This window comes from Streptomyces sp. NPDC050564 (assembly GCF_044457265.1).
GTDB lineage: Bacteria > Actinomycetota > Actinomycetes > Streptomycetales > Streptomycetaceae > Streptomyces.
This window is the reverse complement of record NZ_JBITGS010000002.1, coordinates 182,278-208,411: the sequence shown is the minus strand read 5'-3', so window position 1 is coordinate 208,411 and position 26,134 is coordinate 182,278. Positions and strand designations below refer to the sequence as shown.

The following is a 26,134-nucleotide window of genomic DNA, read 5'->3' as shown; positions in this document are numbered from 1 at the left end:
ATCAGGCACCGACGGCCAGGGCGGCGACGACGACCGTCACACCCCCACCACCAGTCGGCCGGGTCGGCCGCTGGTGGCCTCGTACGAGGAGGAGGTCTCGCCGGCCTGTTCCGCCGTCACGAGGGCGGTCGCGGTCATCGGCGGGCCGGTGTTCGCGCTCGCGGCGGCCATCAGCCGGGCGGCCGAGGGAGCGCTGGTCTCCGGGGGTATCACCAAGAGGTCCCAGCGGCCTGCCGTATAGGACAGCAGCAGGATCTTGTGCGGATCCTGCTCCGACGTGAACCAACCGGCCTTCACCATATGGCCGTTGACGAAGATCTTGCGCGGGAGCATCGGCCAGTGGCGGGGGTTGACGGCGATATGGGTGATCCGTCCCCACAGCGGATCCAGCACGTCCGCCAGAGCGGAGAGTTCGTGTGTCAGGTCACGTGACCGAGGCCACCAGGCACCGTCCAGCTCGACGTGCCCTGGTGAAGGACTCACGGCTTTCAGGGCGAGTCGCGCGGTCGGGGCCCTGAAGGGAACGGCCCGCAGCGGGGGATGAGAAGTGGTCGCGGACATTGCGCGAACCCGTCTTTGGACCTCTGCGCGAGGGCAGCTGCCCGGTGTCGATTGCTCACCGGGAACGAAACCGGCATCGGAGCCGGTGTGCGAAGTGCTCCCGATGAATTCACGCTACTCCCCGAAGAGGCCGAACGGACCGCTCCTGGACGTCGGCTCACTTCCGTCGGCGGTCGTCCTCCGAGGAGCGGCTGGTCTCACCGCCGCCGGTTACCGTGCTCGCGGGTGTGGAAGAGGTCACCGAGTTCCCCGTCACCGTCGGCGAACGGCGACGAACCCGATGGCACCCAGTGCTTCCACCAGCAAGAACGCGCCGAAGCCGGCGAAGTGTCCGGCGAAGCCCGGCGCCATCCCGGTGATCAGGCCAACCGCGGCGATACCCATCGCGCGCTCCTTGCTCGCTGTGGCTCCGGCAAGCGATTACTCGAGCCGCCGCTCTGGTTGTTCCTCACCCTCGTCGAACAGATGTACATCGCCGACCGCGATGTTGACTTCGACAACTTCCAGACCGGTCATCCGCTCGATGGCAGCGATCACGTTCTCTCTGACGTCGCCCGCGACCTCGATGATGGAGACGCCGTACTCGACGACGATCTCCAGGTCTACAGCGGTCTGCACATCGCCGACCTCGACCTTCACTCCGCTGGTGACGGACTTCCCGCCCGCACCGGGCATCCGTTCACGCATGGCCCCCATGCCACGGGCGAACCCACCGCCCATCGAATGGACGCCCGGCACATCCCGGGCCGCCATCCCGGCGATCTTCGCCACCACACCGTCGGCGATCGTTGTACGGCCACGCGACCCCGGACCGCTTCCGTGCGGCACCCCCGCACTCTTCCCGCCGCGCTCGCCCAATGAGCCCGCGCGAGGGGTCTCGGGTCGGTTCGGCAGTCCGGTAGCCGTCATCTTCGGTCACCACTTTCCGACGCAACAGGCGGCCTGTCGTGCCCCTTCCTTTCACGCTAACGGCGAGTGCCCGACCTCGCTCAGGCAAGTGGCATGTGAGCGATGTCGGGCATTGCGCCAGGAGACGGCGCTGGTATCCCACGCAGAAGGGCAGGTCGGGGGGGCCGGTCGGACCGCCCTACCGGACGCGGGGCCCGCGCCTGTGCCCATCCGCGTTTTGAGGAGGACAAGGTTGGCGATGAGCACCATCACCCCGATGATCAGCAGGTAGAGCGTGCCCCTGGCGAGCGCCCCGATGACGCCGAGCGCAACCGCCACGACGAGCAGCAGAAGAAACAGCAGGACGCCGGCCTCCCGGTATCAGCGGCGGGCCAGCCGCTGTCCGCCGTCCACGTAGACGGTGCGTCTCTCGGCCCTTCAAGGCAACGGTGTTCCAGTTGTGTCACTCGCGGAGGCCGGCCGAGTGGATCACACCATCTCCCTGTGGCATGTGCCGGTGACGCAACGACCCCGGCGTATACACACCGGGGCCGCCCTTCCGGGTCGTTGCACGTGAGAGTGCGCCGACCCGCTCACCAGCGTATGCCCGGAGGCCATTTCGGTCATCTGGGAGGACACGGCAGTCATGTGACCGGCCGCAGCCCTGGAGGGCGGGCTGTGTCGTGTCAGTCACTGCCCTTCTCCTCGGTCTCCATGAGTTGGATCCCCTTGTGCAGCAGTGTGACCATCGCAGGTGTGTTTCCTCGCGCCCAGTCGACCTGGACCAGCCCCTCGGCCGCCAGGTACGTGCAGGCGGCGGCCAGGTCCTCCTCGGGCATGGCGAGTTCCTCACGCAGCTGCGCCCCGGTGAGGCCGAGGAGGCGATTGCCTTCCATGGCCTCGTACAGGCTCTTCATGATCGCCTCGCGGTAGTGCTGCCGCTCGTGCAGTGTTGCCATGGTCGCCTGCCTCTCGTGCCGGCACCGACGGATACCCTTACGTCTGGGGCAATACCCCCTTTCCCCCGCTGAGAGGCTATCTCCTCACATTTCGTCCGGCTGTGTGTGATCGTCCCGGGAGGACTGGCTGGTCAACAGCCAGGAGCGCACCGGTTCCGCCATGCGCGTGGTGTCCACGGTGAGGTGGAGGCGTGTTCCGTCGTCAGCGCCCGCCGGGTAGCTGCGCGCTTCGGTAGCGGCGAAACAACGGCGGAGAATCTCCGCGACATGGCGAGCCGCCTCCGGGTCCGCGGCGACAATACGAACCTCCGCGTGCCCGGCCGACGGCAGTTTCGGTGACTTCATGGTGCCCCCTGTTCATTCAGGATGGCGTGCATCAGGGGCGACGTGTCGGTGGGTGTGACGGCCGTCGCCGCATACCCACCCCCGGCTGGAAGCAGGTCTGCGTCTCAGCGGCCCCCCTCTTGATGCTCACGGAGTGTGGCGACGGCGGGACCCTTCGGCGCGGTCGCATGTGGGCTCTTACGGATCCGCCGACCGATTCCCGGTAGGGCGTCGCTGTAGCGGAACGCCCCGATGCTTTCGTCATGCTGCGCGTTGAGCCGGTGGATCAGGAACATTCCCGCGATGATCACGAAGATGATCACGGCGACGGTACCGGCTGTCGCCACATCCTCACTTCCTCAGGGCGGAACTCAAGATCCCTATCGCGGCTCCGGCCGCCGAAGCGGCTCCGCCGTCGGTCTCCCATTCCTCTTCCCAGCTCCGAGCCTCCGCCGCGTCGTGGGTCATGGCCTCGTCGGCCATCAGACCGCTGGCGGTGCGGACACCTCCCCGAACGGTTGCTGCTGCCATCAGCCGGATACACCATGACCGAATCCGACATCCCTCGCGCGCCCGGGCTCCTACCGGACGCGATCCACCGGGCCGCGAAGCCCGAGACAGTTCTTCTGCGCGCACGCGACACCCGGTGCCGCCCGTGCCGCGCTGTCTTTGCCGGGCGGCGCCGACTTCAAGGCGATCGAGGAGGTGCCGCCCGTGGGGTGGATGTCCGGTAATGGTGTCCGCTGATGCTCCGCTGGTGCCGTTAGGGTGCGCGACATGGCCCGTACTCGGCTGTACCGCGACGGCTCCCTGGTCGACGAGGACTTCCCGGTCCGCGACATCTCCCGGCATCTGGCGGATCCGTCTTCGATCGTGTGGTTGGACCTGTACCGCCCGAACCGCGCCGAGTTCACGGCGGTCGGCGAGGAACTCGGTCTCCATGAGCTGGCTCTCGAGGACGCGCTGCACGAGGGACAGCGGGCGAAACTCGACGGCTACCCGCACCCCTCACTTCCTCAGTGTCTACGCGGTCGCCGTCGACCCGGACGGCGCAGGACTGACGATGAGCGAGCTCGCGGTCATCCTCGCGCCGCAGGCCCTGATCACCGTCCGCAAGGACGCCGCGTTCGCCCTCGACGAGCTGGTTGCCCGCTGGGACCGTACCCCGGCTCTGGCAGCACACTGGGTCGCCCTTCTGCTCCACGGCCTGCTCGACTACGTCGTCGACGGGCACTTCGCCGCGGTACAGCAACTCGACGAACGTATCGAGGAACTTGACGATCTGCTCTTCGCCGAAGGCGGCCGGCAGATCCAGACCGTACAGCGCCAGTCCTACGCTCTGCGGAAATCACTGGTCCGGCTCCGTCGCGTGGTCCTGCCCATGCGGGAGGTCGTCAACGCCCTCATGCGCCCCGACCTCGGCGTCGTCGACGGCCCCCTGCTGCCGTACTACCGCGATGTGTACGACCATGTGCTGCGTGCCGGCGAGTGGACGGAGTCGCTGCACGACCTGGTGGCCTCGGTGATGGAGACCAACTTGTCGGTGCAGGCGAACCGGATGAACCTGATCATGAAGAAGGTGACGAGCTGGGCCGCGATCATCGCCGTGCCCACGGCGATCACTGGCTTCTACGGACAGAATCTTCCCTACCCCGGCTTCGGACAACAGTCGGGTTTTATCGTTTCCAGCGCCGTCATCGTCGTTGTCTCTCTGACGCTGTACTTCGCTTTCAGGCACTGGGACTGGCTCTGACCGCACACGCTCCTGCGTGCTCGCCGGCAGACGGGCCCTGGGAGCCGGTTCCTGAAGTCGACTGCCAAGACGGGGCCGAACAACAATTCAGGCCCGGCGCTGATCTCTCAGCACCGGGCCTGACCTGGTATTTCGGCTGTCGGGGTGGCGGGATTTGAACCCACGACCTCTTCGTCCCGAACGAAGCGCGCTGCCAAGCTGCGCTACACCCCGATTGTCGCTGCTTGTCGCGGCGACGTCGTTTACTTTAGCCCACTGCTGGCCGGAGACGAAATCCGGTTTTCGGGGCGTAGGACGCGACGGCGGGCCGGGTCGGGGCGCAGGTGGTCGACCGCGACGGCGAGGAGGGCGAGGGCGTAGAAGGCGAGGCCGAGGATCGCCGCGTTGCCGAGGATGCCGGCGTAGCCGTGCCGGTCGACGTCCACGAAGGGATAGAGGTAGCGCAGGGGAGTGCCGGGGGACATGATCGCGCCTCGGGCCAGCGAAAAGGCGAGGTAGGCGAGGGGGTAGACGAGCCAGGTGGCCGCGTTTCGCACGGCCAGCGGGGTCGGGCGGGTCAGGAGGAGCCAGTCGGCCAGTACCGCGATCGGCGTCACCGTGTGGAGGAGGTGGTTGGCCACCGCTTGCCAGCCGGTGAGCGGGGCGACGTCATCCGTTATCGAGAAGCCGCCGGCCTGGTTCGTCAGGATCAGGTGGTAGACCAGGCCTGTGATCGAGATGTAAAGCAGCGTGCCGCCCGTCAGCACACCGGGCAGGGGGCGACGGGCTCTCCATGCGCGCCAGGCCGATGCGGTGAAGACAAGGGCCACGAGAGCGTTGCTCTGGATCGTGAAGTGACTGAGGACGTGGGCCGGGTTGCCCAGGACCAGGTCGATGGTCACGCCCGTCGCCGCCGCGAGGGCCACGAGGAGGCGGAATACCGCCGCCAGCGGGCGGCGCGTGGGGGCCACCACCGCTGTCGCGGGGACGATGGAGGGGGGCGGCGGGGGAACACCCGGTATCGCGGGGAGGTCGGGTATGTCCTTGGGCAGGGGGGCGATCATGGCCCCACGGTAAGTGGATCGGGTGAATCGGGCGATATGGGGCGTCTGGGTGGGTTACGACGCCTCCACCGGCGCCCCTGCCTTCGCCTGAACCTCGGCTCCGACCTTCGTCCCTACCTCCGCTCCACCAAGGTCAGCAGCGACGCCTCCGGCGGGCAGGCGAACCGTACCGGCGTGTAGCGGTTCGTCCCGCAGCCCGCCGAGACGTGCATGTACGACGTCCGGCCCTCCGCCGTATGCGTGGACAGGCCCTTCACGCGGTCCGTGTCCAGGTCGCAGTTGGTGACGAAGGCGCCGTAGAAGGGGAGGCAGATCTGCCCGCCGTGGGTGTGGCCGGCCAGGATCAGGGGGTAGCCGTCGGCTGTGAAGGCGTCCAGGGTGCGCAGGTACGGAGCGTGGACCACGCCGATCGAGAAGTCGGCAGACTCCGACGGGCCGCCGGCCACGCGTGCGTAGCGGTCCCGCTTGATGTGCGGGTCGTCGAGTCCGGTCAGCTCGATCTCCGCGCCCTCGACCTTCAGCATCCCCCGCGTGTTCGTCAGGTTCAGCCAGCCCGCCGTGTCGAAGCCGTCGCGGAGGTCCTCCCACGGGTTGTGGATGGCGCCCACGACTGGTGGGTTGCCGTTCAGACCGTGCCGACCCTGCGTCTTCTCGAACAAGTAGCGGACGGGGTTGCGGGGTTTGGGGCCGTAGTAGTCGTTCGAGCCGAAGACGTACGCCCCCGGGAACTCCATCAGGGGGCCGAGCGCGTCCAGTACCTCCGGCACGCCTTCCGGGTCGGAAAGGTTGTCTCCGGTGTTGATGACGAAGTCCGGACGCAGCCCGGCCAGCGAACGCAGCCAGCGCTGCTTCTTGCGCTGGCCACTCACCATGTGGATGTCGGAGACCTGGAGGACGCGGAGCGGTCGCACCCCCGGCGGCAGGATCGGCACCGTCACTCGTCGGAGACGGAAGGAACGGGCCTCGAAACCCGCCGCGTACAACAGACCGGCGGTGCCCACCGCCGTGATTCCCAGGGGTACTCCGTATCGCGCGTGCATAAGTCCATCGTGTCAGACCCCGGTAGCCCCGCGTCCCGGCCTGTGGACGACCTCGGGCGCATGCACAGCTCGCGCCGAAATCAGCAGGCGATCGCCGCACCACACCTGCGACAATCGACGGCATGACCACGCTCAAGTCGAAGCTGCAGGAAGACCTCAACGCCGCGATCAAGGGGCGCGACGAGCTCCGCTCCTCGACGCTCCGGCTGACCCTCGCCGCCATCACCAAGGAGGAGGTCGCGGGCAAGACCAAGCGCGAACTCTCCGACGACGAGGTGCAGAAGGTGATCACCCGCGAGGCCAAGAAGCGCCGTGAGGCCGCCGATGCCTTCGCGCAGGGAGGGCGCCTCGAGTCGGCCGAGCGCGAGAAGGCGGAGGGCGAGGTTCTCGCCGCGTACCTGCCCAAGCAGCTGTCCGACGAGGAGCTCCAGCGGATCGTCGCCCAAGCCGTCGAGGAGGCGAAGGCGGCGGGCGCCGAGGGGCCGCGTGCCATGGGGCAGGTCATGAAGATCGTGAACCCGAAGGTGGCCGGCCAGGCCGAGGGCGGCCGCGTCGCCGCCGCGGTGAAGAAGCTGCTCGCCGGCTGAGGCCTTGCTGTACGAGAGGTGCTCGTACGAGAGATGAGGGGTGCCCCCTGTTCACAGGGGGCACCCCTCATTCTTTGTCCGCGCCCTCGGCGGATATTTCGAAGAATTCGCTCCGAAAGTCAGGCGGATCCGCCGGGCTCATTGAAATAGGGATCTCTGGAGCCAGGGTCAATCTTCTTGGGGTGTCGCATCGAAAATAGGTGAGAGGGATTGGCGCAAATACGACAGCCGAATGGCGCCATTTCGTCACATTGTTCCGGATTCTTGATCTTGTCAGCAGTGGGCCGGTGTGAGCATCATCCTCATGTAAATCACTTACGGGAGGATGGAAATGGAAAAGTCGCGCAGGATGAAATCGCTCGCCAAGATGGCGCTGGTTCCGGTGGCGGCGGCGGTGGTCTCTCTTGTGCCTCTCGGCGGGACCGCGTACGCGGCCGGGTGCAACGGAACCGGCTGCGAGAACAAGGGACCGGTCTCCATGGGGTGCGACAAGGATGCGCACACCGTTCTGGTGGGTGAGGTCTATTCGACCGCCGGCGGCAGAACCGATTTCGAACTGCGGTGGAGCAACTCCTGTTGGGCCGGCTGGGCACGCACCGGCGATTCGGTCTACGCGGCGACCATATCCGTCGAGAAGTGGAACCCGGACAGGACCACACTCATCAGCCGTCGAACCGTGGATGTCAAGGACGGTCAGCACGACTGGACCAACATGGTCGGCGGCAAGGGTTATATGGTCCGCGCCTGTGGCAAGGAGAAGACCTCCGGGAAACTGAGCTGCACGCCTTTCGCCGGCACCGACTCGTAGGCGTCGATTCCTTTTCTTCTTCCTCCGGTCGCGGCTGAAGGGAGAAGGAAACCGGTCTTCCGCCGGTCGCGGCTGGAGCAAGATCGGTCGCGGCCGGAGCAAGAAGGGGACCGGCTTCGATGCAGCCCTGGGAATCCGCAAAGCGCGCGTGACGGCAGCCGGCACGCGCGCTTTGCTGGTCCACGGGCCCCGGATTTCACCGACGGGCAGTACGACGGAGGTGCATGCCCGCAGGCAAGGACCCGGAGGTCACCCAGGTGCATGCCGGCAGGCAAGGACCCCGAGGTCACTCAGGTGTCCACGGCCGTCCGTACGGGTCGCTGGTGATCGGTGGAACTGCCCAGCAGTCCGAGTTCCTGGGCGCGCGCCCCCAGGGCCACCCTCCCGTTGGCCTGGAGCTGTTCCATGAGCCGGTGCACTTTGCGCTGTATCGTGCGGTGCCCCACTCCTAAGTGCCGTGCGATCGACGCGTCGTTCAGCCCCTCGTACAACAGATTCAGGATCTTCTGGTCGTTGGCGTCGATTCTCGGATTTCCGGCGTTTATTTCTGGCGTAACGGTCAAGTCGCCTCCCCCAAGTAGCAGCAGTCGATCGCTGCCTCTCGGGGTGCCAGTCTAGGAAGCGCTTGTGGATCCGGACAGTTGAATAAATCTCACCAAAGACTGTTAACGGGGCGAGCGGGGTGACGCAATTACGCCATCCCCGCTCGTTTTCCGGCCATAGGTGGTGCGGTGGCCGATAGGGCTCAGTACCAAGGGGTGCACGACTCGTCGCCCGAGGGGTCCTCCACGCAGGCCCGCATTTCGTAACCCGACGGGTTGTAGTACATCGGGGTGCGTGTGAAGTAGTAGTTGGTTCCCCCGGGTACCTTCGAGGTCCAGCCCGAGGCCCCGCCCTTCTTCTCGCCCAGGCGCCAGTAACAGGTCGAGTGGCTCTTCGTGCAGCGCTGGACGTAGACCGTCCACTTCTGCTCGTCCGAGCCGCTGATGTACCACAGCCGGCCCCAGCTGTACTGGTCCCCGTCCGTCTTGCCCCAGCGCAGCTCGTACTCGAACGAGCCGCCGAGGTCGTACGGACCGTAGGGGCTGACAGGGCCGGTCTGCCAGGTCTGGACGTTCGGGTCGTGGCCGTCGCAACCGAAGTTGTCGCAGGAGGCCGCCTGTGCCGAAGTGGGTATGGCCACGGCCAGGGTCAGGGAGCCGAGTAACGCACTGAATGTGACACCGAGCCGGGATCTGAGTTTCATGTCCCCTCCACGTGAGACGGCAACGACAAGGGCACCCTCAAGGCGGGGCCGGAGGCGAATATGTCACGGCCTCCGCCGAGAAGGTGCCCTTACTGTGGAGCTGACGTAATTACGTCAAGGCCTACGGTTCAGCCGCGCTGCCCGCCGTTTCCGTTCCCGCTGTTGGTGTTGCCCTGAATCCATCCCTCGGGAATGGAGAAGGAAGGCGTCGGGAACGTTCCGCCGTCGGTCTGGCCGACGATGGTGTTTCCGTCGGTGGTGTTCCCGTTCCCGTGTCCGTTCCCATTGCCGTTGTGGTCGCCGTTGTCCTCGTCGTTCCGGCCCTTGTCGCCGTCGGGAATGTCGACCAGGTTGAAGGACGGGGAGTCCTTGCCCGTGAGGGCGCCGGTCATCAAGTCCCGCCAGATCGGCCCGGGGACCTGACCGCCGTAGACCTTGTCGCGGTACACGCCGCCGATGTTGATCCTCACCATCTTGACCTTCTGGGTGGCGCTGCCGACCCAGACAGCGCCGGACAGGTTCGGCGTGTATCCGACGAACCAGGCGTTCCTGCGCTCGTCCGTCGTACCGGTCTTACCGGCGTTGGCGCGGTCGGTGAGACCGGCCTGCTGGCCCGTACCGGAGTCGACCACGCCGCTCAGCAGGGTGTTGACGGTGTCCGCGGTCTTCTCGGACATCGCCCGCGAGCATGTCGACTTCGGCACCTCGAGGGACTTCTGGGTGCCGTCGATCTTCTGCGCGATCGACTCGATGGCGATCGGGGTGCAGTACATGCCGCGGGAGGCGAAGGCGGCGTAGGCGGTGGCCATCGTCAGCGGGGAGATGCCCTTGGCGCCGAGGGCGATGGAAGGCACCTGGGGGAGCTTGTCGCCGTTGCCCTGGACCACGCCGAGCTTGTCGATCTGGTTCATCACCGGGCAGAGGCCGATGTCCGAGATCATCTGCACGAAGTAGGTGTTGACCGACTTGGCCATCGCCTCCTTCAGCCGGTACGGACCGACCTCGGACAGGCTCTCGTTCGGCACCTGTTCGTTGGCCTGGTTGGTCCAGGGCTTGCTGCCGCACGTCTGCACGGGGCTGGGGTAGGGCATCTTGTTCGGCGACGAGTACTCCTTCGTCGCCGGCACGCCCTGCTCCAGCGCGGCCGCGGCCACGAACGGCTTGAAGGTGGAACCGGTCGGGAAGCCGTAGTTCGAGCCGCCCATGTCGTTGTTGACCGAGAAGTTGTACTCGGTCTCGTTCTTCCCGTAGCCGTAGGGCTTCGACTGGCCCATGCCGAGGATCTTGCCGGTCCCGGGCTCGACCAGGGTGGCCGCCGCGGCGACCTTGTCCGACTTGTAGACGTGCTCCTTTATCGACTTCTGCACCGACTCCTGGGACTGCGGGTCGAGCGTCGTACGGATCGTCAGGCCGCCCTGGTTCCAGACCTTCGCCCGGGCCTCCTTGGTCTTGCCGAAGACCGGGTCGTTCAGGAAGACGTGCTCCACGTACTTGCAGAAGAAGCTGGCGCCCCTGACGGCCGTGATGCAGCCGTTCTTGGGCTGGCTCACGTGCAGGCCGAGCTTCTTCTCCTTGGCCGCGTCCGCTTCCTGCTGGGAGATGTCGTGCACCTCGGCCATGCGCTGCAGCACGGTGTTGCGGCGCTTGGTGGCCTCCGCCTCGTCGTTGACCGGGTCGTACCGGCTGGGCGACTGGACGATGCCCGCGAGCAGCGCCGACTCCTGGAGGTTCAGGTCCTTGGCGGGCTTGGAGAAGTAGCGCTGGGCGGCGGCCTCGATGCCGTAGGCCTGCTCGCCGAAGAACGTGATGTTCAGGTAGTTCTCGAGGATCTTCTTCTTGCCGAGCTTCTCCTCGAGCTGGATCGCGTACTTGAGCTCGCGGATCTTGCGGCCGAGGGTCTGCTGGGTGGCCTCGGCGACCTTTGTCGGGTCGTCGCCGGCCTCCTCGACGAAGTAGTTCTTCACCAGCTGCTGGGTGAGCGTGGAGGCGCCCTGGGCCACTCCGCCGTTCTGCGCGTTCTGGTTCACGGCGCGCAGGACGCCCTTCAGGTCGATCGCGCCGTGCTGGTAGAAGCGCGAGTCCTCGATCGCGACGATCGCCTTCTGCATGTACGGCGAGATGTCCTTGAGGTCGACCACCGTGCGGTCGCGCGAGTAGACCGTCGCGATCTGACCGCCCTGGTTGTCCAGGATCGTGGTCCGCTGACTCAGCGACGGACTCTTCAGGTTGTCGGGAATCTCGTCGAACCCCTGAACGGATCCCTTGGCCGCCAGGCCGAGCGCGCCCGCGGCGGGCAGCGCGATTCCGGCCATGACGGCGCCTGCGAGCACGCTGACACCGAGGAACTTGGCGGCCTGCTGCGTTGCCGACAGGCCACCGCCCGAGCGCTTCTTTGGCATGAGGGCAGCCTACGTTCTCATTCGCCGGACACGCGTATATGCCTTGGCCTAAGCTGCTCTCAACTGTCACAGCAGTGCGGCCACGTATCAATACGTCCGGCGACCCCGAATCGTTCCGGAGGATCCCCAACTTTTTGTCTGGGGTTCGTTGAGGGCGTGTCCGAATCAGCCTCATGCGTCACCAGGCGTCCGTTGTGACTCAACTGAACTGTCCCGGTTTGCCGGGATACTCACGCATGTCCTCAGCTCACTCCCCCGGGTGATCTGCCGCTTACGCATAGTCCGTTCGGGCCATTCAAGATTGGGCCCGAAGGGGGTGTTGCGCTGTGCCCACCTTCCGTAACGTCCTCAACTGGCGGCGGTGAATATGCCGCTGCCGCCGTGGGGGAGCCTCGATTCGGGAGAGGACGGCGCCGGTATGGGCTGGGTTACCGACTGGAGTGCGCAGGCGGCCTGCCGCACTACCGATCCGGATGAACTGTTCGTTCAAGGAGCAGCGCAGAACAGGGCGAAGGCAGTGTGCACCGGATGTCCGGTACGCACGGAGTGCCTCGCCGATGCGCTCGACAACCGCGTCGAATTCGGCGTGTGGGGTGGCATGACGGAGCGGGAGCGCCGCGCATTGCTGCGCCGCCGGCCGACCGTCACCTCGTGGCGTCGCCTGCTGGAGACCGCGCGTACGGAGTACGAGCGCGGCGCGGGCCTGCTGCCCCTCGACGAGGAAGAGGTGTACGAGCGCTACGCGGCGGTGGGCTGAGGGCGTTCCTCTCAGGCACCCGGTTCGAGGGTCGTCTCGGGCAGCTCCGGCCGATTGGCCGCGAGCCGGTCCCCGATGTCCCGCAGCCCCGCGAGATCGTGTACGTCGCCCGGCAGGGCGGCCACTTCGGCCACCGCCACCTCGGGGTGGAGCGCGGCGAAGCGGTCACGCGTGCGCTGCTCGCGGGAGAGCAGCTGCATGCGCTCGGCATGCAGCCTCAGCAGGTCTGCGGTGAGCTGTTCAACGGTCCGGTCGGAGTCCGTGGTGGCGGCCCGGTCCTCGTCCGTGGTGTCGGTCTGATGCTCGTCCGTGACGGCGGTCCTGTCCGTGGTGGCGGGGGAGCCTTCGTCGGAACCGTCAGGAGCTGGTGCTTCGGAAGCCGGAGATTCTGAACTGTCGTACGTGTCGGGAGAGTTACGAAGTCCAGCTTTCCCGTACCCCTGATCGACAATGCGGGCCTCGTCAAGATTTTCTGCAGCCACGGCATCAAGATCTTCCGCGGCGGCGAGTGCCCGCTCGGCGGACAGCTGAGCGGCGCCGCTGCCGTGCACCCGGTTGAGCACCAGACCGGCGAACGGCATGTCCTCGGCGGCCAGCCGTTCCACGAAGTACGCGGCCTCGCGCAGCGCGTCCCGCTCAGGGGCCGCCACCACCAGGAACGAGGTGCCGGGCGCCTGGAGCAGCTTGTACGTGGCGTCCGCGCGCGTACGGAATCCCCCGAACGTCGTGTCCATCGCGGCCACGAATGTCTGGACGTCCTTGAGAAGTTGGCCCCCCAGGAGCTTGCCCAGGGTGCCGGTCATCATCGACATCCCCACGTTCAGGAACTTCATCCCCGCCCGGCCGCCCAGCTTCGCCGGCGCCGTCAGCAGCCGGATCAGCCTCCCGTCCAGGAACGAGCCCAGCCGCTTCGGGGCGTCCAGGAAGTCCAGCGCCGAGCGCGAGGGCGGCGTGTCGACGACGATGAGATCCCATTCGTCCCGCGCCCGCAGCTGCCCCAGCTTCTCCATCGCCATGTACTCCTGCGTGCCGGCGAAGCCCGCCGAAAGCGACTGGTAGAAGGGGTTGTTGAGAATCGTGGCGGCCCGCTCGGGGTCCGCGTGCGCCTCGACGATCTCGTCGAAGGTGCGCTTCATGTCGAGCATCATGGCGTGCAGCTCGCCGGGCCCCTCGATGCCCTTCACGCGCCTCGGCGTGTTGTCCAGGGAGTCGATGCCCATGGACTGGGCGAGCCTGCGCGCCGGATCGATGGTGAGCACGACCACCTTGCGGCCGCGCTCGGCGGCGCGCAGCCCCAGGGCCGCCGCCGTGGTCGTCTTGCCCACGCCGCCCGAGCCGCAGCACACCACGATGCGGGTCTTGGGGTCGTCGAGAAGCGGGTCGACGTCGAGTACGCGGGCCGGGTTCAGACTCATGAGATCCCTTGCGTGCGCAGTTCCGCGGCGAGTTCGTACAGGCCCGCCAGGTCCATTCCGTCGGCGAGCAGCGGGAGTTCGTGCAGGGGCAGGTCCTGCTCGGTGAGCACCGCCCGCTGCTCGCGCTCCAGGGTGTGGCGCTCGGCGTACTCCTCGGCCTGCTGGAGCAGCGGGTCCACGAGCCGCTCGGCGAGCCCGCCGCGGCGGGCACCGCCGAGTCCGGCCGCGGAGAGCGACTTGGCGATGGCCGTACGGGGAACGGCGTTCGTGAGCTCCAGGTCGGTGTCGTCCAGGAGGGCGGGCCGCACCATGTTCACGATGATCCGCCCGACCGGCAGCTTCGCCGCCCGGAGCTCGGCGATGCCGTCCGCGGTCTCCTGGACGGGCATCTCCTCGAGGAGCGTCACCAAGTGCACCGCGGTCTCGGGGGACTTCAGGACGCGCATGACGGCCTGTGCCTGATTGTGTATGGGCCCGATCTTCGCGAGGCCGGCCACCTCGTCGTTGACGTTCAGGAAACGCGTGATGCGCCCGGTGGGCGGCGCGTCCATCACCACGTAGTCGTACGCGAACCGCCCGCTCTTGTCCTTGCGGCGTACGGCCTCGCAGGCCTTGCCGGTCAGGAGCACATCTCGTAGACCTGGCGCGACGGTGGTCGCGAAGTCGATGGCGCCGAGCTTCTTCAGGGCACGTCCGGCGCTGCCCAGCTTGTAGAACATCTGGAGGTAGTCCAGAAGGGCCAGTTCGGGGTCGATGGCGAGTGCGTACACCTCCCCGCCCCCCGGAGCGACGGCGATCTTCCGCTCCTCATAAGGCAGCGCTTCTGTCTCGAAGAGCTGCGCGATGCCCTGTCTGCCCTCGACCTCGACGAGGAGGGTGCGCTTGCCCTCGATCGCGAGGGCGAGCGCGAGGGCCGCGGCCACCGTGGTCTTGCCGGTACCGCCCTTGCCGCTGACGACCTGGAGCCTGCTCACGTATTCGAGCCTAACCAGTCCGCCGCCGTAGTACGCAGGAGGCTGTGGACAACGTGTGCGCGAGACCCCGGACGGCAACGGCTAAAGTCGGCCGCATGACCAAGTGGGAATACGCAACCGTGCCGCTGCTCGTCCATGCCACGAAGCAGATTCTGGACACCTGGGGCGAGGACGGCTGGGAGCTCGTCCAGGTCGTACCCGGGCCGAACAACCCCGAGCAGCTGGTGGCCTACCTGAAGCGGGAGAAGTCGGCATGAGCGGCGCCGTCGAGTCGAAGCTGGCGGAACTCGGGCTGAGCTTGCCGGACGTCGTGCCGCCGCTGGCCGCGTACCAGCCCGCCGTGCAGTCCGGTGTGTACGTCTACACCGCCGGCCAGCTGCCGATGGTGGACGGCAAGCTTCCGGTCACCGGCAAGGTGGGCGCCGAGGTCACCGCCGAGGAGGCCAAGGAGCTGGCCCGCACCTGCGCGCTGAACGCCCTCGCCGCGGTCAAGTCCGTCGCGGGCGACCTCGATCGCATCGCGCGTGTCGTGAAGGTCGTCGGCTTCGTCGCTTCCGCCTCGGACTTCACGGGTCAGCCCGGCGTCCTGAACGGCGCGAGCGAGCTCCTGGGCGCGGTCCTCGGCGACAAGGGCGTCCACGCCCGCAGCGCGGTCGGCGTGGCGGTCCTCCCGCTGGACGCCCCCGTGGAGATCGAGGTCCAGGTGGAGCTGACGGAGGCGTAGGACCCGGGTGGCGGGAAGGGGTCGTGCAGTTCCCGACGCCCCTTTAACGTGGCGGGGAACTGCGCAGTCCTTTGTCGGGGTCTGCGGGCGCAGCCCCCAGGTACGGGAGCGGGTAGGGGCGAAAGTCGGCCCCTACCGGCCCCCGGCACCGGACGCCGTGATCGTCGATCGCCTCTCGAACATCCGCCCGGTACGGGATAGCCTCCGCCCATGGCGAATGGGCAGTGGTACCCACCGGAGTGGCCCGAGAGGATCCGCGCGCTCGCGGAGGGCACCCTGACACCGGTGGCCCCGAAGCGGGCGGCCACTGTCATGCTGCTCAAGGACACCGACGCCACCCCCGTGGTGCACATGCTGCGCAGACGGGCCTCCATGGCCTTCGCCGGAGGCGCGTACGCGTATCCGGGCGGCGGCGTGGATCCCCGCGACGACGAGCACCAGATCCGCTGGGCGGGCCCCACGCGCGCGTGGTGGGCGAACAGACTCGGCGTGGACGAGACCTCCGCCCAGGCCGTCGTCTGCGCGGCGGTTCGCGAGACGTACGAGGAGGCGGGCGTCCTGCTCGCCGGGCCCACTCCGGACACCGTGGTCGGAGACACCACGGGCGAGGAGTGGGAGGCGGACCGTGCGGCCCTGGTCGCCCGCGATCTTTCCTTCGCCGAGTTCCTCGACCGCAGAGGACTCGTGCTCAGGTCCGACCTCCTGGGCGTCTGGACCCGGTGGATCACCCCGGAGTTCGAAACCCGCCGCTACGACACCTGGTTCTTCGTGGCCGCCCTCCCGCAGGGCCAGCGCACCCGCAACGCCTCCACGGAGGCCGACCGCACCGTGTGGATCCACCCCGCGGACGCGGCCGACGGATACGACAAGGGCGAGCTCCTGATGATGCCGCCCACCATCGCCACCCTGCGCCAGCTCGTCCCCTTCGACTGCGCCGCCGACGTCCTCGCCGCCGCGCCCGCCCGCGACCTGACCCCGGTCCTGGCCAGGGCCCGCCTGGAGAACGGCGAAGTGATCCTCGCCTGGCCCGGTCACGACGAGTTCACCAAGCACATCCCGACCGGTGGAGCCTCCGCATGACCGATGCCACCGCCCTCCCGGGCCAGCCACGCGGTGGAGTTCTCTCCGGCCCCGCCACTTCTCGCGCGGTCAACGTGCTCGCCCCCAACGCGTCCGCGATGACCCTGGACGGCACCAACACCTGGATCGTCTCCGAGCCGGACTCCGCGCTCGCCCTGGTGATCGACCCGGGGCCCCTGGACGACGTACATCTGCGCAATGTCGTGGATACGGCGGAGAAGGCGGGGAAGCGGGTCGCCCTGACGCTGCTCACGCACGGGCACCCCGATCACGCCGAGGGGGCGGCTCGGTTCGCCGAGCTGACGGGCACGAAGGTGCGGGCCCTGGACCCGGCGCTGCGGCTCGGGGACGAAGGGCTGGCCGCGGGGGACGTGGTCGCCGTCGGCGGGCTCGAGCTGCGTGTCGTGCCGACGCCCGGGCACACCACCGACTCGCTGTGCTTCCATCTCCCGGCCGACCGGGCCGTCCTGACCGGTGACACCATCCTGGGCCGCGGCACGACCGTGGTGGCCCATCCGGACGGCCGCCTGGGCGACTATCTCGACTCTCTGCGCCGGCTCCGCTCGCTGACGGTCGACGACGGCGTCCACACCGTCCTGCCCGGCCACGGGCCCGTCCTCGAGGACGCCCAGGGCGCCGTCGAGTTCTACCTCGCCCATCGCGCCCACCGCCTCGCCCAGGTCGAGACTGCGGTCGAGAACGGCTACCGGTCGGCGGACGAGGTCGTCGCGCACGTGTACGCGGACGTGGACCGTTCGCTGTGGCCCGCGGCGGAGTTGTCCGTGCGCGCGCAGATGGACTACCTGCGCGAGCACGGCCTCATCTAGGGCACTTGGACAACGGGGGCCGCCAGGCGTTTTTGAGGCCCCTGGGGAGGCACTCAGGGGCGCGGAGCTTTGATGCCGTGCACGCGCGCGTACTCCTCGGCCAGCCACGGCCCGAGGTCGGCGACGTACGAGCGCAGGACGGCGAGGTCCCCCGTCGGCTCGTATCCGAGGACGGCCGCCTCACGTAGCTGCGCGGCCCGCTCCGGGTAGTACGCGCCGAACGCCTCGGCCATCTCCTTCAGGTCGCTGGTCCAGCCGTTCCAGCGCGGCATGACGAGCGTGAAGCCGGTGCGGACGAGATGGCGTGATATGAAGCGGACCAGCGGGCGTCTGGCCTCGTCCGTGTCGGCGGCATCGGCGATCCGCTCCCGCCACCGCGGCAGGAGCAGGGCGAGGTCGCCGTTGGTCTCCCGGGCGAGGCGGGAGTCGGGGCGATGGCGCGGCAGGAACTCGGCCAGATCCTCGCCCAGGAGAGGCGTACAGAGGCAGGCGACGAACCACCCGAGGTCGTACGTCTCCAGGTCGCTCAGCAGCCGCTCACGGCTGAACAGCAGGGTCCCGGCACCGTCGATCTGCCAGAACTCCTTGTCGAGCGCCTCGTCGAGCGCTCGCGCGTCCACGCGGTCCGCCTCGGTGGGCTCCTCGCGCAGCGCCAGCAGCAGGTCCAGGTCGCTGCGCCCCTCGCGCGCGGTGCCACGCGGAATCGACCCGTAGAGGTACGCGCTCGTCATCCGCGCCCCGAAGGTGTCCGACAAGCGATCGCGGGCCGCGGCGACAACGGGCCGGAACGCGTGCGGAATCCGCCCGAGGGATCCCTCGGGCTCGATGTACCCCTGGGCGTCGAGCCCCCTGTGCCGCCCATCTCCAGCCATGCGGCCACTGTGCCCTGTCGGGGATGGCGGGGCAGGTCATTTTCGGCTGAGCGCCCGGGGCCGGAGATTTCTTGGCCCCTCCGGCGTTCGAGGACGAGGCGGAGGTCTGAGGCACAGCCCCCAGGTGCGGGACGGGCAGGGCGGAGGGGGCGAAAACCATCCCCGGCAACCACAACGGGGCCCCGCCTCCCAAGAAGGCGGAACCCCGTCGACGTACAGCCGAAACTCAGCGCGAGCGCTTGGCCAGCCGCTCCACGTCCAGCAGAATCACGGCCCGTGCCTCCAGGCGGAGCCAGCCGCGCCCCGCGAAGTCCGCGAGCGCCTTGTTGACCGTCTCGCGGGATGCGCCGACCAGCTGGGCCAGCTCCTCCTGCGTGAGGTCGTGCACGACGTGGATGCCCTCTTCGGACTGCACGCCGAAGCGGCGCGAGAGGTCCAGGAGCGCGCGGGCCACGCGGCCGGGCACGTCCGAGAACACCAGGTCGGACATCTGGTCGTTCGTCTTGCGCAGACGCCGGGCGACGGCGCGCAGCAGCGCGGCGGCCACCTCTGGCCGTGCGTTCAGCCACGGCTGGAGGTCGCCGTGGCCGAGGCCCAGCAGCTTGACCTCGGTCAGCGCGGTGGCGGTCGCCGTGCGCGGGCCCGGGTCGAACAGCGACAGCTCGCCGATCAGCTCACCGGGGCCGAGGACGGCGAGCATGTTCTCGCGGCCGTCGGGGGAGGTGCGGTGGAGCTTCACCTTGCCCTCGGTGACCACGTAGAGGCGGTCCCCGGGGTCACCCTCGTGAAAGAGAGCGTCACCGCGTGCGAGGGTCACCTCACTCATGGAGGCGCGGAGCTCCGCGGCCTGCTCGTCATCGAGCGCCGCGAAGAGCGGGGCGCGCCGCAGAACGTCGTCCACGAGTTCTCTCCTTGTCGACCTGCTCAGGGGATCTTGCTCCCCCGTGTACCAGGGGACCGTGTTCCCCATCTTGCCGGACGGTCCAAACAGTGTGATCAGTCACAAGTCTGCCGCACTGGCGTCCCGCGCAGTGCGGCAGGGGGCCAATTGGGCGCCGATCTCCTGGGTCCGGGGCGGATGTCGGTGCCGGGCTTTAGGCTGGCCGGGTGTCCAAATCGCCGGTGAGAGCACAGGCCAAGGGGGCTGGGCGGGTGGTTGTACGTCGCGATTCCGCTGTGGGCGAACAAGCGCCCGACGGAACCAAGAAACTGACAAAAGCGACAAAGTCGACGGCTACGGCTACGAAGGCGGCGGCCGCCAAAAAGGGGACGGCGACGAAAGTGACGGCTGCCAAGAAGACGTCGGCCACGAAAGCGACAGCCACCGCGAAGTCGACAGCCGTCAAGAAGGCCACGGCTGCCAAGAAGGCCACGGCCGCGAAGAAGACCACGCCGGCCGGTGCGACCGTCGCCGAAGCCGCCGCAGGCAAGACGTCGACCTCCGCCAAGAAGGCCCCGGCCAAGAAGGCCCCGGCCAAGAAGTCGCCCCCGGCCAAGAAGCCCCCGCAAAAGGCGCCCCCGCCGGACACCGCCCTCGTCCGCCGAGCCCGCCGCATCAACCGTGAGCTCGCCGAGGTGTACCCGTACGCCCACCCGGAGCTGGACTTCGAGAACCCCTTCCAGCTGATCATCGCCACGGTCCTGTCCGCCCAGACCACCGATCTGCGGGTGAACCAGACGACTCCGGCGCTCTTCGCCAAGTACCCGACCCCCGAGGACCTGGCCGAGGCCAACCCGGAGGAGGTCGAGGAGATCCTCCGCCCGACCGGGTTCTTCCGGGCCAAGACCAAGTCGGTGATAGGGCTCTCCAAGGCGTTGCGGGACGACTTCGGGGGCGAGGTCCCCGGCCGCCTCGAAGACCTCGTCAAGCTCCCCGGTGTAGGCCGCAAGACCGCCTTCGTCGTCCTCGGGAACGCCTTCGGGCGGCCCGGAATCACCGTGGACACCCATTTCCAGCGGCTCGTCCGCCGCTGGAAATGGACCGACGAGACCGACCCGGACAAGATCGAGGCGGCCGTCGGCGCGCTCTTCCCGAAGAGCGAGTGGACGATGCTCTCCCACCACGTGATCTTCCACGGCCGCCGCATCTGCCACGCCCGCAAGCCCGCCTGCGGCGCCTGCCCCATCGCCCCGCTCTGCCCGGCCTACGGGGAGGGCGAGACCGACCCCGAGAAGGCGAAGAAGCTCCTGAAGTACGAGAAGGGCGGCTTCCCGGGCCAGCGCCTCAAGCCCCCACAGGCGTACCTGGACGCCGGCGGCATCCCCGCACCCCCACTGGGCGCCGGATGACGGAACGAACACGGCACCGGCAGGCGTTGGGAACAGCAGAACGGGGGTGGCGATGACGCACACGAGCAACACACAGGGTGGGCCGGTGGCACTCAGCAAGGACGGCCTGCCCGACTGGCTGGCCCCGGTGGTGCACGCCGCCGAGACGGTCGAGCCGCTCCAGCTGAGCCGCTTCCTGCCCCCGGAGAACGGCGCAGGGCGCCAGTCCGCCGTCCTCATCCTGTTCGGCGAGGGCGACCGCGGCCCCGAACTGCTGCTCATGGAGCGCGCCGGCTCCCTGCGGTCGCACGCCGGGCAGCCCTCGTTCCCCGGCGGCGCCCTCGACCCCGAGGACGGCGATCCGAAGGCCGACGGGCCGCTGCGGGCCGCGCTGCGCGAGGCCGAGGAGGAGACCGGGCTCGATCCGAGCGGCGTCCAGCTCTTCGGCGTGCTGCCCAAGCTGTACATCCCGGTGAGCAGCTTCGTGGTCACCCCCGTCCTGGGCTGGTGGCACCGCCCGACCCCGGTCGGTGTCGTCGATCCCGCAGAGACGGCCCGGGTCTTCACGGTCCCCGTGGCGGATCTCACGGACCCCGCCAACCGCGCCACCACCGTGCACCCCAGCGGCCACCGAGGTCCGGCATTTCTGGTCGAATCGGCCTTGGTCTGGGGCTTCACGGCCGGAGTGATCGACAAGATCCTGCATTACGCGGGCTGGGAGCGTCCCTGGGACCGTGACAAGCAGGTCCCGCTGGACTGGCGCGCATGACAAGGTGACCTTCGTGCTGTGTCTGCCTGGGGGACAACCCCCAGACCCCCGGCCGGGCGATCGCGACCGGAAAGTGATGAGGCGAGGCTTGAAGCGGTGAACGTGCTGGACATCCTGTTGCTGGTCGCCGCCGTGTGGTTCGCGATCGTGGGCTACCGCCAGGGCTTCGTCGTCGGCATCCTGTCGGTGATCGGCTTCCTGGGCGGTGGCCTCGTCGCCGTGTACCTGCTCCCGGTCATCTGGGGCTGGGCGACCGACGACACCAAGGTGAGTACGACCGCCGCCGTCGTCGCGGTGGTTGTCGTGATCGTCTGCGCCTCCGTGGGCCAGGCCCTCACCACCCACCTCGGCAACAAACTGCGCCGGTACATCACCTGGTCCCCGGCCCGCGCCCTGGACGCGACGGGCGGCGCCCTGGTCAACGTCGTGGCGATGCTGCTCGTCGCCTGGCTGATCGGCTCGGCCCTCGCCGGTACGACGCTGCCGACGCTCGGCAAGGAGGTCCGCAACTCCAAGGTGCTGCTCGGCGTGTCCCGCGCGCTGCCCTCGCAGGCCAACACCTGGTTCGCGGACTTCTCCTCGGTCCTCGCGCAGAACGGCTTCCCGCAGGTCTTCAGCCCGTTCGCCAACGAGCCCATCACCGAGGTCAAGCCCCCCGACCCGGCGCTCGCCCACAGCCCCGTCGCCACTCGCGCCCAGAAGTCCATCGTCAAGGTCATGGGCACCGCACAGAGCTGCGGCAAGGTCCTCGAAGGCACCGGCTTCGTCTTCGGCAACCGCCGCGTGATGACCAACGCGCACGTGGTCGGCGGAGTCGACGAGCCCACCGTCCAGATAGGCGGCGTGGGCAGGAAGTACGACGCCAAGGTGGTCCTGTACGACTGGGAGCGCGACATCGCGGTACTCGACGTGCCGAACCTGAACGCGCCCGCGCTCAAGTTCTCGGCCCAGGACGCCACCAGCGGCAGCAGCGCGATCGTCGCCGGGTTCCCGCAGAACGGGTCGTACAACGTCCAACCCGCGCGCGTGCGCGGCCGCATCACGGCCAACGGACCGGACATCTACCACCGCAAGACGGTGCGCCGCGATGTCTACTCGCTCTACGCGACCGTCCGCCAGGGCAACTCCGGCGGCCCGCTGCTCACACCCGAAGGCAAGGTGTACGGCGTGGTCTTCGCGAAGTCGCTCGACAGCGCCAACACCGGGTACGCGCTCACCGCGGACGAGGTCCAGGAGGACGTCACCAAGGGGCGTACAGCCAACCAGCAGGTGGACAGCGACAGCTGCGCGCTGTAGCTCCGGCGGGTGAAAGGCGCCGCCGCGGGCTCAGCCGCGTGGGTGGCGCAGCCGTACCGAGACCCAGCGGGCCCGGCGGCGCAGAATGTGCGGAATCCCCACTCGGGGGTCCGTGCCCGCCAACTGCGGGGTGCCCCTCTGATGGGAGCTCAGGCCCGTGGCCGAGCGGCGGTTTCGTGCTGCGTCACTGTAGTCGTGCGTCCAGCCCATACCCCGACGTGTGCCCCTGCCCCAAGGTCGATAACCGCGCCCCGGCCCCCCAATTGGCCTATGCGCCAGGCAATTGGCTGTTCGTAGGACAGGCGTTCTCGTTCGGATACCGGGCGGGACACACGGCGCGTCCGGACGGTCACCGAAGGGTCATGGATGACACGCCGATGAGGTGACCATCGGACACCGGTCGGGTTCGGAATGCTTCAGCCAGTTGTCGAGATCCGAGGAGAAGGCCACCGGATCCTCCTCGTGCGGGCTGTGCTCTCCCGGGGGATGACCCCGGACCCCCAGCCGGGTGCGGCGGGGGCGTGCTTCAGCGGTCGGGTTCGGGATCCTTCAGCCAGTTGACGAGCTCGGAGGAGAAGGCCACCGGATCCTCCTCATGCGGAAAGTGCCCGAGACCGTCGAACAGCCGCCAGCGGTACGGTGCTTCGACGTACTCTCCGGATCCGGCCGCGCTTCGCGTCCGCATCACCGGGTCGAGTGATCCGTGCAGATGCAGCGTCGGCACCCGAACCGGCCGCTTCATGCGCCGGTTGAACTGGATGCCGTCCGGGCGGGCGATGGACCGCACCATCCACCGGTACGGCTCGATCGAGCAATGCGCCGTCGACGGGATGCACATGGCGCGGCGGTACGTCTCCACGGCCTCGTCGTCCGGCAGCCGCGGCCCCGACCAGTCCCGTACCAGACGGCCCACCAGGGCGCCATCGTCCGCGACGAGTTGACGCTCCGGGATCCAGGGACGCTGGAACCCCCAGATGTAGGAGCCCGCGGCGGTCTGCTTGACGTCGGAGAGCATGGCGGAACGCCAACGCCGGGGATGCGGCATGGACGACACCGCGAGCCGGCGTACGAGCTTGGGCCGCATCACGGCCGCCGTCCACGCCAGGTATCCGCCCAGGTCGTGCCCGACCAGCGCGGCGTCGGGCTCGCCTAGGGACCGGACCACCCCGGTGATGTCGAGCGCGAGGTTGGCAGGGTCGTAACCGCGCGGAGTGCGGTCGCTGCCGCCGACGCCGCGCAGGTCCATGGCCACGGCCCGGAACCCCGCGTCCGCGAGCGCGACCAGCTGATGCCGCCACGCCCACCAGAACTGCGGAAAGCCGTGGAGCAGCAGGACGAGCGGCCCGTCGCCCATCTCGGCGATGTGGAAGCGCGCGCCGTTGGCGGCGACGTCCCTGTGCGTCCAGGGGCCGTCGAGCCGTACAGCTGAGGCAGGTTGCGCCGAAGGTGTGGCGGGGTCCGTCATGAGGACGAGCGTGCCACAACCTCGATGGTGCCCTCGACCCGCTCCGGGCGGGGATGCGGCTTGGCGTTCTGCAGAACACCCGCCGTCTCCTTCATCGAGGCGGCGACCTTCTGCGGGCCCTGTCCCTTCTTGGCCTTCTTCGCGAAGACCACGCCGATCAGCGCGAGGATGCCGGCGACCAGCACATTCGCCGCGAACGAGAGCACGAAGCAGATCGCGAGGTTCCAGTGGCTCCAGGTCCGGATGCCGTACGCCAGGGCGAAGTTCAGCATCGGCAGGGAGAAGAGCAGCACCGCGCCGGCCGCCGTGAACGCTCCGCCGCCGACCGCACCGCGCTTGACGTCCTGCTTGAGCTGCGCCTTCGCCAGCGCGATCTCGTCGTGCACCAGCGCGGACATCTCGGTCGTCGCCGAGGCGAACAGCTGGCCGATGCTGCGTTCGGCGCCGACCGGGCTGCCGTCGGGTGCGCTCATCGCGATCTCCCTCTTCTGCATATGTGGGTGCGGTCCGGTTTCCGCGTCCGCTTTTTTCGCTTCGCTTCGGTTTGTTCTGTTTCGGTACGGTCCGGCATCTGCGGCAGTTTTCCCGTTTGCGCGGTCTGGCGTCTGCTTCTGTTTGTGCCGTCTGGTCAGATCATGCCGGACTGTCGTCCCCCTCGCTTGCCCCGCCCGCCACTTCGGCAAGCCTCCGGTGTTCGGCGGCCTTCCGTTCGTAGATCTCGGCCATGCGCAGGTGGTACGCCGGGTTGTCCTGCTCGTAGATGTCGGGGATGCCGTCGAGGTCCTCGTCGCGCTCCTCCGCCTCGTAGAGCGCGCGGTACTTGGCGTTGCGCACCTTCAGCAGCGTCGTGGCGAGTACGGCCGCGATCAGCGAGCCGATCAGGACGGCGGCCTTGACCTCGTCGGTCAGTACCGCGTTGTCTTCGAAGGCGAGCTCGCCGATGAGCAGAGAGACGGTGAAGCCGATCCCCGAGAGGCTCGCGACGGCGAAGACGTCCGGCCAGGCCAGATCCTCGCTGAGCGAGGCCCTCGTGAACCGTGCGGTCAGCCAGGTCCCGCCGAAGATACCCACCGCCTTGCCGACGACGAGTCCGATGACGACACCGAGGGTCTCGGGCCGGGTGAACACATCCCCCAGCGCGCCACCGGAGACCGTGACCCCAGCGCTGAACAGCGCGAACAGCGGCACGGCGAGCCCGGCGGACAGCGGCCGCACCAGATGCTCGATGTGCTCACCGGGGGAGTGCTCCTCGCCCTCGTGCCGGTGGCAGCGCAGCATCAGGCCCATCGCGACACCGGCGATGGTCGCGTGGATGCCGCTGTTGTACATCAGCCCCCAGATGACGAGGGCGAGCGGGACGTAGACGTACCACCCGCGTACGCCCTTCCGCAGGAGCAGCCAGAAGACGGCGAGTCCGACGACGGCCCCACCGAGAGCCGCGAAGTCGATGGTGCTGGTGAAGAACACCGCGATGATCAGAATCGCGAACAAATCGTCGACGACGGCGAGGGTCAGGAGGAAGGCGCGCAGGGCGGACGGCAGCGACGTCCCGATCACGGCCAGCACGGCGAGCGCGAAGGCGATGTCGGTGGCGGTGGGCACGGCCCACCCGTCGAGCGCGCCTCCGCCGGTGATGTTGGTGAGGGTGTAGACGAGCGCCGGCACGGCCATACCGCAGACCGCGGCGGCCACGGGAAGCAACGCGGCCTTCGGATCCTTGAGGTCTCCGGCCACCAGCTCGCGCTTGAGCTCGATCCCCGCGACGAAGAAGAACACGGCGAGCAGCCCGTCGGCCGCCCAGTGCTGCACGGACAGATCGAGCCCGAGGGCAGCGGGCCCGAAGTGGAAGTGGCTGACGCTCTCGTAACTGTCCCGCAGCGGAGTGTTCGCCCAGATCAGCGCGGCGATCGCAGCCACCAGCAGAAGTACGCCGCCCACGGTCTCGGTACGGAGCGCGTCCGCGACGAAGTTCCGCTCGGGCAGGGACAGCCGTCCGAGCAGCTTGGGGGTGGTGGTGCGGGGCGCGGCCACGAGGGAGACCTCCGGTCGGGTAGGCAGGACTGAGCACTTGCCGACCAG

General features: G+C 68.3%; 30 protein-coding genes, 1 tRNA gene and 1 pseudogene. 11 read left to right on the top strand and 21 right to left on the bottom strand.

Features of this window, described 5'->3' with window-relative positions:
• Positions 1-36: 36 nt before the first annotated feature.
• The 7 genes and pseudogenes from ACIBK0_RS04445 to ACIBK0_RS04415 all read right to left on the bottom strand — a co-directional run bounded on the left by ACIBK0_RS04445 (position 37) and on the right by ACIBK0_RS04415 (position 3,263).
• Positions 37-561, bottom strand: coding sequence for a DUF5994 family protein (locus ACIBK0_RS04445; RefSeq protein WP_399075479.1), 525 nt, complete (start codon positions 559-561; stop codon positions 37-39).
• Positions 562-758: 197 nt separating this feature from the next.
• A pseudogene (locus tag ACIBK0_RS04440) lies at positions 759-945 on the bottom strand (hypothetical protein).
• Positions 946-981: 36 nt separating this feature from the next.
• Positions 982-1,470 (bottom strand): Asp23/Gls24 family envelope stress response protein, encoded by a 489-nt coding sequence (locus ACIBK0_RS04435; RefSeq protein WP_399075477.1) that lies wholly within the window; start codon positions 1,468-1,470, stop codon positions 982-984.
• 665 nt (positions 1,471-2,135) lie between these two features.
• On the bottom strand, positions 2,136-2,408 hold the full coding sequence (locus tag ACIBK0_RS04430) for a hypothetical protein (protein ID WP_399075475.1): 273 nt from the start codon (positions 2,406-2,408) through the stop codon (positions 2,136-2,138).
• 84 nt (positions 2,409-2,492) lie between these two features.
• Positions 2,493-2,753: a hypothetical protein gene (locus ACIBK0_RS04425; protein ID WP_399075472.1), complete on the bottom strand. Its 261-nt coding sequence runs from the start codon at positions 2,751-2,753 to the stop codon at positions 2,493-2,495.
• A gap of 104 nt (positions 2,754-2,857) precedes the next feature.
• The gene (locus ACIBK0_RS04420; protein WP_399075470.1) at positions 2,858-3,055 is read right to left on the bottom strand and encodes a hypothetical protein; all 198 of its coding nucleotides are present in this window, start codon (positions 3,053-3,055) and stop codon (positions 2,858-2,860) included.
• A gap of 28 nt (positions 3,056-3,083) precedes the next feature.
• Positions 3,084-3,263: a hypothetical protein gene (locus ACIBK0_RS04415; protein ID WP_399075468.1), complete on the bottom strand. Its 180-nt coding sequence runs from the start codon at positions 3,261-3,263 to the stop codon at positions 3,084-3,086.
• Between the two features lie 409 nt (positions 3,264-3,672).
• Between ACIBK0_RS04415 and ACIBK0_RS04410 the strand changes: the two genes are divergently transcribed.
• Positions 3,673-4,485: a magnesium transporter CorA family protein gene (locus tag ACIBK0_RS04410; protein ID WP_399075466.1), complete on the top strand. Its 813-nt coding sequence runs from the start codon at positions 3,673-3,675 to the stop codon at positions 4,483-4,485.
• A 139-nt stretch (positions 4,486-4,624) separates the two neighbouring features.
• On the opposite strand, the gene ACIBK0_RS04405 is transcribed toward ACIBK0_RS04410, so the two are convergent.
• From ACIBK0_RS04405 to ACIBK0_RS04395, 3 genes are all read right to left on the bottom strand, one after another.
• A tRNA-Pro gene (locus ACIBK0_RS04405) sits at positions 4,625-4,698 on the bottom strand.
• Between the two features lie 29 nt (positions 4,699-4,727).
• Positions 4,728-5,528 (bottom strand): Pr6Pr family membrane protein, encoded by an 801-nt coding sequence (locus ACIBK0_RS04400; protein WP_399075463.1) that lies wholly within the window; start codon positions 5,526-5,528, stop codon positions 4,728-4,730.
• A 113-nt stretch (positions 5,529-5,641) separates the two neighbouring features.
• Entirely contained in the window at positions 5,642-6,568 is a 927-nt protein-coding gene (locus ACIBK0_RS04395) for a metallophosphoesterase (protein WP_399075461.1), read from the bottom strand.
• A 122-nt stretch (positions 6,569-6,690) separates the two neighbouring features.
• Between ACIBK0_RS04395 and ACIBK0_RS04390 the strand changes: the two genes are divergently transcribed.
• Both ACIBK0_RS04390 and ACIBK0_RS04385 read left to right on the top strand, forming a co-directional pair.
• Positions 6,691-7,155, top strand: a complete 465-nt coding sequence (locus tag ACIBK0_RS04390) for a GatB/YqeY domain-containing protein (protein WP_399075459.1) — start codon at positions 6,691-6,693, stop codon at positions 7,153-7,155.
• A gap of 349 nt (positions 7,156-7,504) precedes the next feature.
• Complete coding sequence (locus ACIBK0_RS04385) at positions 7,505-7,963, top strand: DUF2690 domain-containing protein (RefSeq protein ID WP_399075457.1); 459 nt, start codon at positions 7,505-7,507, stop codon at positions 7,961-7,963.
• 290 nt (positions 7,964-8,253) lie between these two features.
• Here the strand turns inward: ACIBK0_RS04385 and ACIBK0_RS04380 are convergent, their stop codons facing one another.
• The 3 genes from ACIBK0_RS04380 to ACIBK0_RS04370 form a co-directional block, all read right to left on the bottom strand.
• Positions 8,254-8,526, bottom strand: a complete 273-nt coding sequence (locus tag ACIBK0_RS04380) for a LuxR C-terminal-related transcriptional regulator (protein WP_399075455.1) — start codon at positions 8,524-8,526, stop codon at positions 8,254-8,256.
• A 182-nt stretch (positions 8,527-8,708) separates the two neighbouring features.
• Entirely contained in the window at positions 8,709-9,209 is a 501-nt protein-coding gene (locus tag ACIBK0_RS04375; protein WP_369248089.1) for a hypothetical protein, read from the bottom strand.
• Between the two features lie 128 nt (positions 9,210-9,337).
• Complete coding sequence (locus ACIBK0_RS04370; RefSeq protein WP_399075453.1) at positions 9,338-11,608, bottom strand: transglycosylase domain-containing protein; 2,271 nt, start codon at positions 11,606-11,608, stop codon at positions 9,338-9,340.
• Between the two features lie 418 nt (positions 11,609-12,026).
• On the opposite strand from ACIBK0_RS04370, the gene wblA reads away from it, so the two are divergent.
• Positions 12,027-12,365, top strand: coding sequence for a transcriptional regulator WblA (wblA, locus tag ACIBK0_RS04365; protein WP_028799159.1), 339 nt, complete (start codon positions 12,027-12,029; stop codon positions 12,363-12,365).
• A gap of 11 nt (positions 12,366-12,376) precedes the next feature.
• On the opposite strand, the gene ACIBK0_RS04360 is transcribed toward wblA, so the two are convergent.
• Together ACIBK0_RS04360 and ACIBK0_RS04355 are read right to left on the bottom strand one after the other, a co-directional pair.
• Positions 12,377-13,780: an ArsA family ATPase gene (locus ACIBK0_RS04360; protein WP_399075450.1), complete on the bottom strand. Its 1,404-nt coding sequence runs from the start codon at positions 13,778-13,780 to the stop codon at positions 12,377-12,379.
• Positions 13,777-14,754 carry an ArsA family ATPase gene (locus ACIBK0_RS04355; RefSeq protein ID WP_399075448.1) on the bottom strand — a complete coding sequence of 326 codons (978 nt, stop codon included), beginning with the start codon at positions 14,752-14,754 and terminating at the stop codon, positions 13,777-13,779. The genes ACIBK0_RS04360 and ACIBK0_RS04355 overlap by 4 nt, the downstream gene beginning before the upstream one ends.
• 95 nt (positions 14,755-14,849) lie before the next feature.
• Between ACIBK0_RS04355 and ACIBK0_RS04350 the strand changes: the two genes are divergently transcribed.
• The 4 genes from ACIBK0_RS04350 to ACIBK0_RS04335 all read left to right on the top strand — a co-directional run bounded on the left by ACIBK0_RS04350 (position 14,850) and on the right by ACIBK0_RS04335 (position 17,385).
• Positions 14,850-15,011, top strand: a complete 162-nt coding sequence (locus ACIBK0_RS04350) for a DUF4177 domain-containing protein (protein WP_075033571.1) — start codon at positions 14,850-14,852, stop codon at positions 15,009-15,011.
• A complete protein-coding gene (locus tag ACIBK0_RS04345) occupies positions 15,008-15,478 on the top strand; it encodes a RidA family protein (RefSeq protein WP_399075446.1) in 471 nt (156 codons plus the stop codon). The genes ACIBK0_RS04350 and ACIBK0_RS04345 overlap by 4 nt, the downstream gene beginning before the upstream one ends.
• A gap of 210 nt (positions 15,479-15,688) precedes the next feature.
• Positions 15,689-16,558 (top strand): NUDIX hydrolase, encoded by an 870-nt coding sequence (locus ACIBK0_RS04340; RefSeq protein ID WP_399075443.1) that lies wholly within the window; start codon positions 15,689-15,691, stop codon positions 16,556-16,558.
• Positions 16,555-17,385, top strand: coding sequence for an MBL fold metallo-hydrolase (locus ACIBK0_RS04335; RefSeq protein ID WP_399075441.1), 831 nt, complete (start codon positions 16,555-16,557; stop codon positions 17,383-17,385). The genes ACIBK0_RS04340 and ACIBK0_RS04335 overlap by 4 nt, the downstream gene beginning before the upstream one ends.
• Before the next feature lie 53 nt (positions 17,386-17,438).
• Here ACIBK0_RS04335 and ACIBK0_RS04330 read toward each other — a convergent pair whose 3' ends face one another.
• Together ACIBK0_RS04330 and ACIBK0_RS04325 are read right to left on the bottom strand one after the other, a co-directional pair.
• The gene (locus ACIBK0_RS04330) at positions 17,439-18,257 is read right to left on the bottom strand and encodes a nucleotidyltransferase domain-containing protein (RefSeq protein ID WP_399075439.1); all 819 of its coding nucleotides are present in this window, start codon (positions 18,255-18,257) and stop codon (positions 17,439-17,441) included.
• Between the two features lie 226 nt (positions 18,258-18,483).
• Entirely contained in the window at positions 18,484-19,158 is a 675-nt protein-coding gene (locus tag ACIBK0_RS04325) for a Crp/Fnr family transcriptional regulator (protein ID WP_006382668.1), read from the bottom strand.
• Between the two features lie 380 nt (positions 19,159-19,538).
• Here ACIBK0_RS04325 and nth point away from each other — a divergent pair, with 380 nt between their 5' ends.
• The 3 genes from nth (at position 19,539) to ACIBK0_RS04310 (ending at position 22,590) form a co-directional block, all read left to right on the top strand.
• Positions 19,539-20,546 carry an endonuclease III gene (nth, locus tag ACIBK0_RS04320; protein WP_399075436.1) on the top strand — a complete coding sequence of 336 codons (1,008 nt, stop codon included), beginning with the start codon at positions 19,539-19,541 and terminating at the stop codon, positions 20,544-20,546.
• Between the two features lie 52 nt (positions 20,547-20,598).
• Positions 20,599-21,294: an NUDIX hydrolase gene (locus ACIBK0_RS04315; protein ID WP_399075434.1), complete on the top strand. Its 696-nt coding sequence runs from the start codon at positions 20,599-20,601 to the stop codon at positions 21,292-21,294.
• Positions 21,295-21,390: 96 nt separating this feature from the next.
• On the top strand, positions 21,391-22,590 hold the full coding sequence (locus ACIBK0_RS04310) for a MarP family serine protease (protein ID WP_399075432.1): 1,200 nt from the start codon (positions 21,391-21,393) through the stop codon (positions 22,588-22,590).
• Positions 22,591-22,620: 30 nt separating this feature from the next.
• Here ACIBK0_RS04310 and ACIBK0_RS04305 read toward each other — a convergent pair whose 3' ends face one another.
• From ACIBK0_RS04305 to nhaA, 4 genes are all read right to left on the bottom strand, one after another.
• Positions 22,621-22,800: a hypothetical protein gene (locus ACIBK0_RS04305; RefSeq protein ID WP_399075430.1), complete on the bottom strand. Its 180-nt coding sequence runs from the start codon at positions 22,798-22,800 to the stop codon at positions 22,621-22,623.
• Between the two features lie 316 nt (positions 22,801-23,116).
• Positions 23,117-24,055: an alpha/beta fold hydrolase gene (locus tag ACIBK0_RS04300; RefSeq protein ID WP_369248101.1), complete on the bottom strand. Its 939-nt coding sequence runs from the start codon at positions 24,053-24,055 to the stop codon at positions 23,117-23,119.
• A complete protein-coding gene (locus ACIBK0_RS04295; RefSeq protein WP_399075427.1) occupies positions 24,052-24,528 on the bottom strand; it encodes a phage holin family protein in 477 nt (158 codons plus the stop codon). The genes ACIBK0_RS04300 and ACIBK0_RS04295 overlap by 4 nt, the downstream gene beginning before the upstream one ends.
• A gap of 160 nt (positions 24,529-24,688) precedes the next feature.
• Positions 24,689-26,086 (bottom strand): Na+/H+ antiporter NhaA, encoded by a 1,398-nt coding sequence (nhaA, locus tag ACIBK0_RS04290; protein WP_399075425.1) that lies wholly within the window; start codon positions 26,084-26,086, stop codon positions 24,689-24,691.
• Positions 26,087-26,134: the final 48 nt, after the last annotated feature.

What these genes read in the sequence shown, in the direction of transcription:
- wblA (WP_028799159.1), top strand. Translation starts at nt 12,027, where the DNA reads ATGGGCTGGGTTACCGACTGGAGTGCGCAGGCGGCCTGCCGCACTACC.
- ACIBK0_RS04410 (WP_399075466.1), top strand. Translation starts at nt 3,673, where the DNA reads ATGAGCTGGCTCTCGAGGACGCGCTGCACGAGGGACAGCGGGCGAAAC.
- ACIBK0_RS04340 (WP_399075443.1), top strand. Translation starts at nt 15,689, where the DNA reads ATGGCGAATGGGCAGTGGTACCCACCGGAGTGGCCCGAGAGGATCCGC.
- ACIBK0_RS04375 (WP_369248089.1), bottom strand. Translation starts at nt 9,209, where the DNA reads ATGAAACTCAGATCCCGGCTCGGTGTCACATTCAGTGCGTTACTCGGC.
- ACIBK0_RS04445 (WP_399075479.1), bottom strand. Translation starts at nt 561, where the DNA reads ATGTCCGCGACCACTTCTCATCCCCCGCTGCGGGCCGTTCCCTTCAGG.
- ACIBK0_RS04425 (WP_399075472.1), bottom strand. Translation starts at nt 2,753, where the DNA reads ATGAAGTCACCGAAACTGCCGTCGGCCGGGCACGCGGAGGTTCGTATT.
- ACIBK0_RS04345 (WP_399075446.1), top strand. Translation starts at nt 15,008, where the DNA reads ATGAGCGGCGCCGTCGAGTCGAAGCTGGCGGAACTCGGGCTGAGCTTG.
- ACIBK0_RS04415 (WP_399075468.1), bottom strand. Translation starts at nt 3,263, where the DNA reads ATGGCAGCAGCAACCGTTCGGGGAGGTGTCCGCACCGCCAGCGGTCTG.
- ACIBK0_RS04360 (WP_399075450.1), bottom strand. Translation starts at nt 13,780, where the DNA reads ATGAGTCTGAACCCGGCCCGCGTACTCGACGTCGACCCGCTTCTCGAC.
- ACIBK0_RS04400 (WP_399075463.1), bottom strand. Translation starts at nt 5,528, where the DNA reads ATGATCGCCCCCCTGCCCAAGGACATACCCGACCTCCCCGCGATACCG.
- ACIBK0_RS04330 (WP_399075439.1), bottom strand. Translation starts at nt 18,257, where the DNA reads ATGGCTGGAGATGGGCGGCACAGGGGGCTCGACGCCCAGGGGTACATC.
- ACIBK0_RS04390 (WP_399075459.1), top strand. Translation starts at nt 6,691, where the DNA reads ATGACCACGCTCAAGTCGAAGCTGCAGGAAGACCTCAACGCCGCGATC.
- ACIBK0_RS04430 (WP_399075475.1), bottom strand. Translation starts at nt 2,408, where the DNA reads ATGGCAACACTGCACGAGCGGCAGCACTACCGCGAGGCGATCATGAAG.
- ACIBK0_RS04335 (WP_399075441.1), top strand. Translation starts at nt 16,555, where the DNA reads ATGACCGATGCCACCGCCCTCCCGGGCCAGCCACGCGGTGGAGTTCTC.
- ACIBK0_RS04385 (WP_399075457.1), top strand. Translation starts at nt 7,505, where the DNA reads ATGAAATCGCTCGCCAAGATGGCGCTGGTTCCGGTGGCGGCGGCGGTG.
- ACIBK0_RS04300 (WP_369248101.1), bottom strand. Translation starts at nt 24,055, where the DNA reads ATGACGGACCCCGCCACACCTTCGGCGCAACCTGCCTCAGCTGTACGG.
- ACIBK0_RS04350 (WP_075033571.1), top strand. Translation starts at nt 14,850, where the DNA reads ATGACCAAGTGGGAATACGCAACCGTGCCGCTGCTCGTCCATGCCACG.
- ACIBK0_RS04305 (WP_399075430.1), bottom strand. Translation starts at nt 22,800, where the DNA reads ATGGGCTGGACGCACGACTACAGTGACGCAGCACGAAACCGCCGCTCG.
- ACIBK0_RS04435 (WP_399075477.1), bottom strand. Translation starts at nt 1,470, where the DNA reads ATGACGGCTACCGGACTGCCGAACCGACCCGAGACCCCTCGCGCGGGC.
- ACIBK0_RS04295 (WP_399075427.1), bottom strand. Translation starts at nt 24,528, where the DNA reads ATGAGCGCACCCGACGGCAGCCCGGTCGGCGCCGAACGCAGCATCGGC.
- ACIBK0_RS04395 (WP_399075461.1), bottom strand. Translation starts at nt 6,568, where the DNA reads ATGCACGCGCGATACGGAGTACCCCTGGGAATCACGGCGGTGGGCACC.
- ACIBK0_RS04315 (WP_399075434.1), top strand. Translation starts at nt 20,599, where the DNA reads ATGACGCACACGAGCAACACACAGGGTGGGCCGGTGGCACTCAGCAAG.
- ACIBK0_RS04370 (WP_399075453.1), bottom strand. Translation starts at nt 11,608, where the DNA reads ATGCCAAAGAAGCGCTCGGGCGGTGGCCTGTCGGCAACGCAGCAGGCC.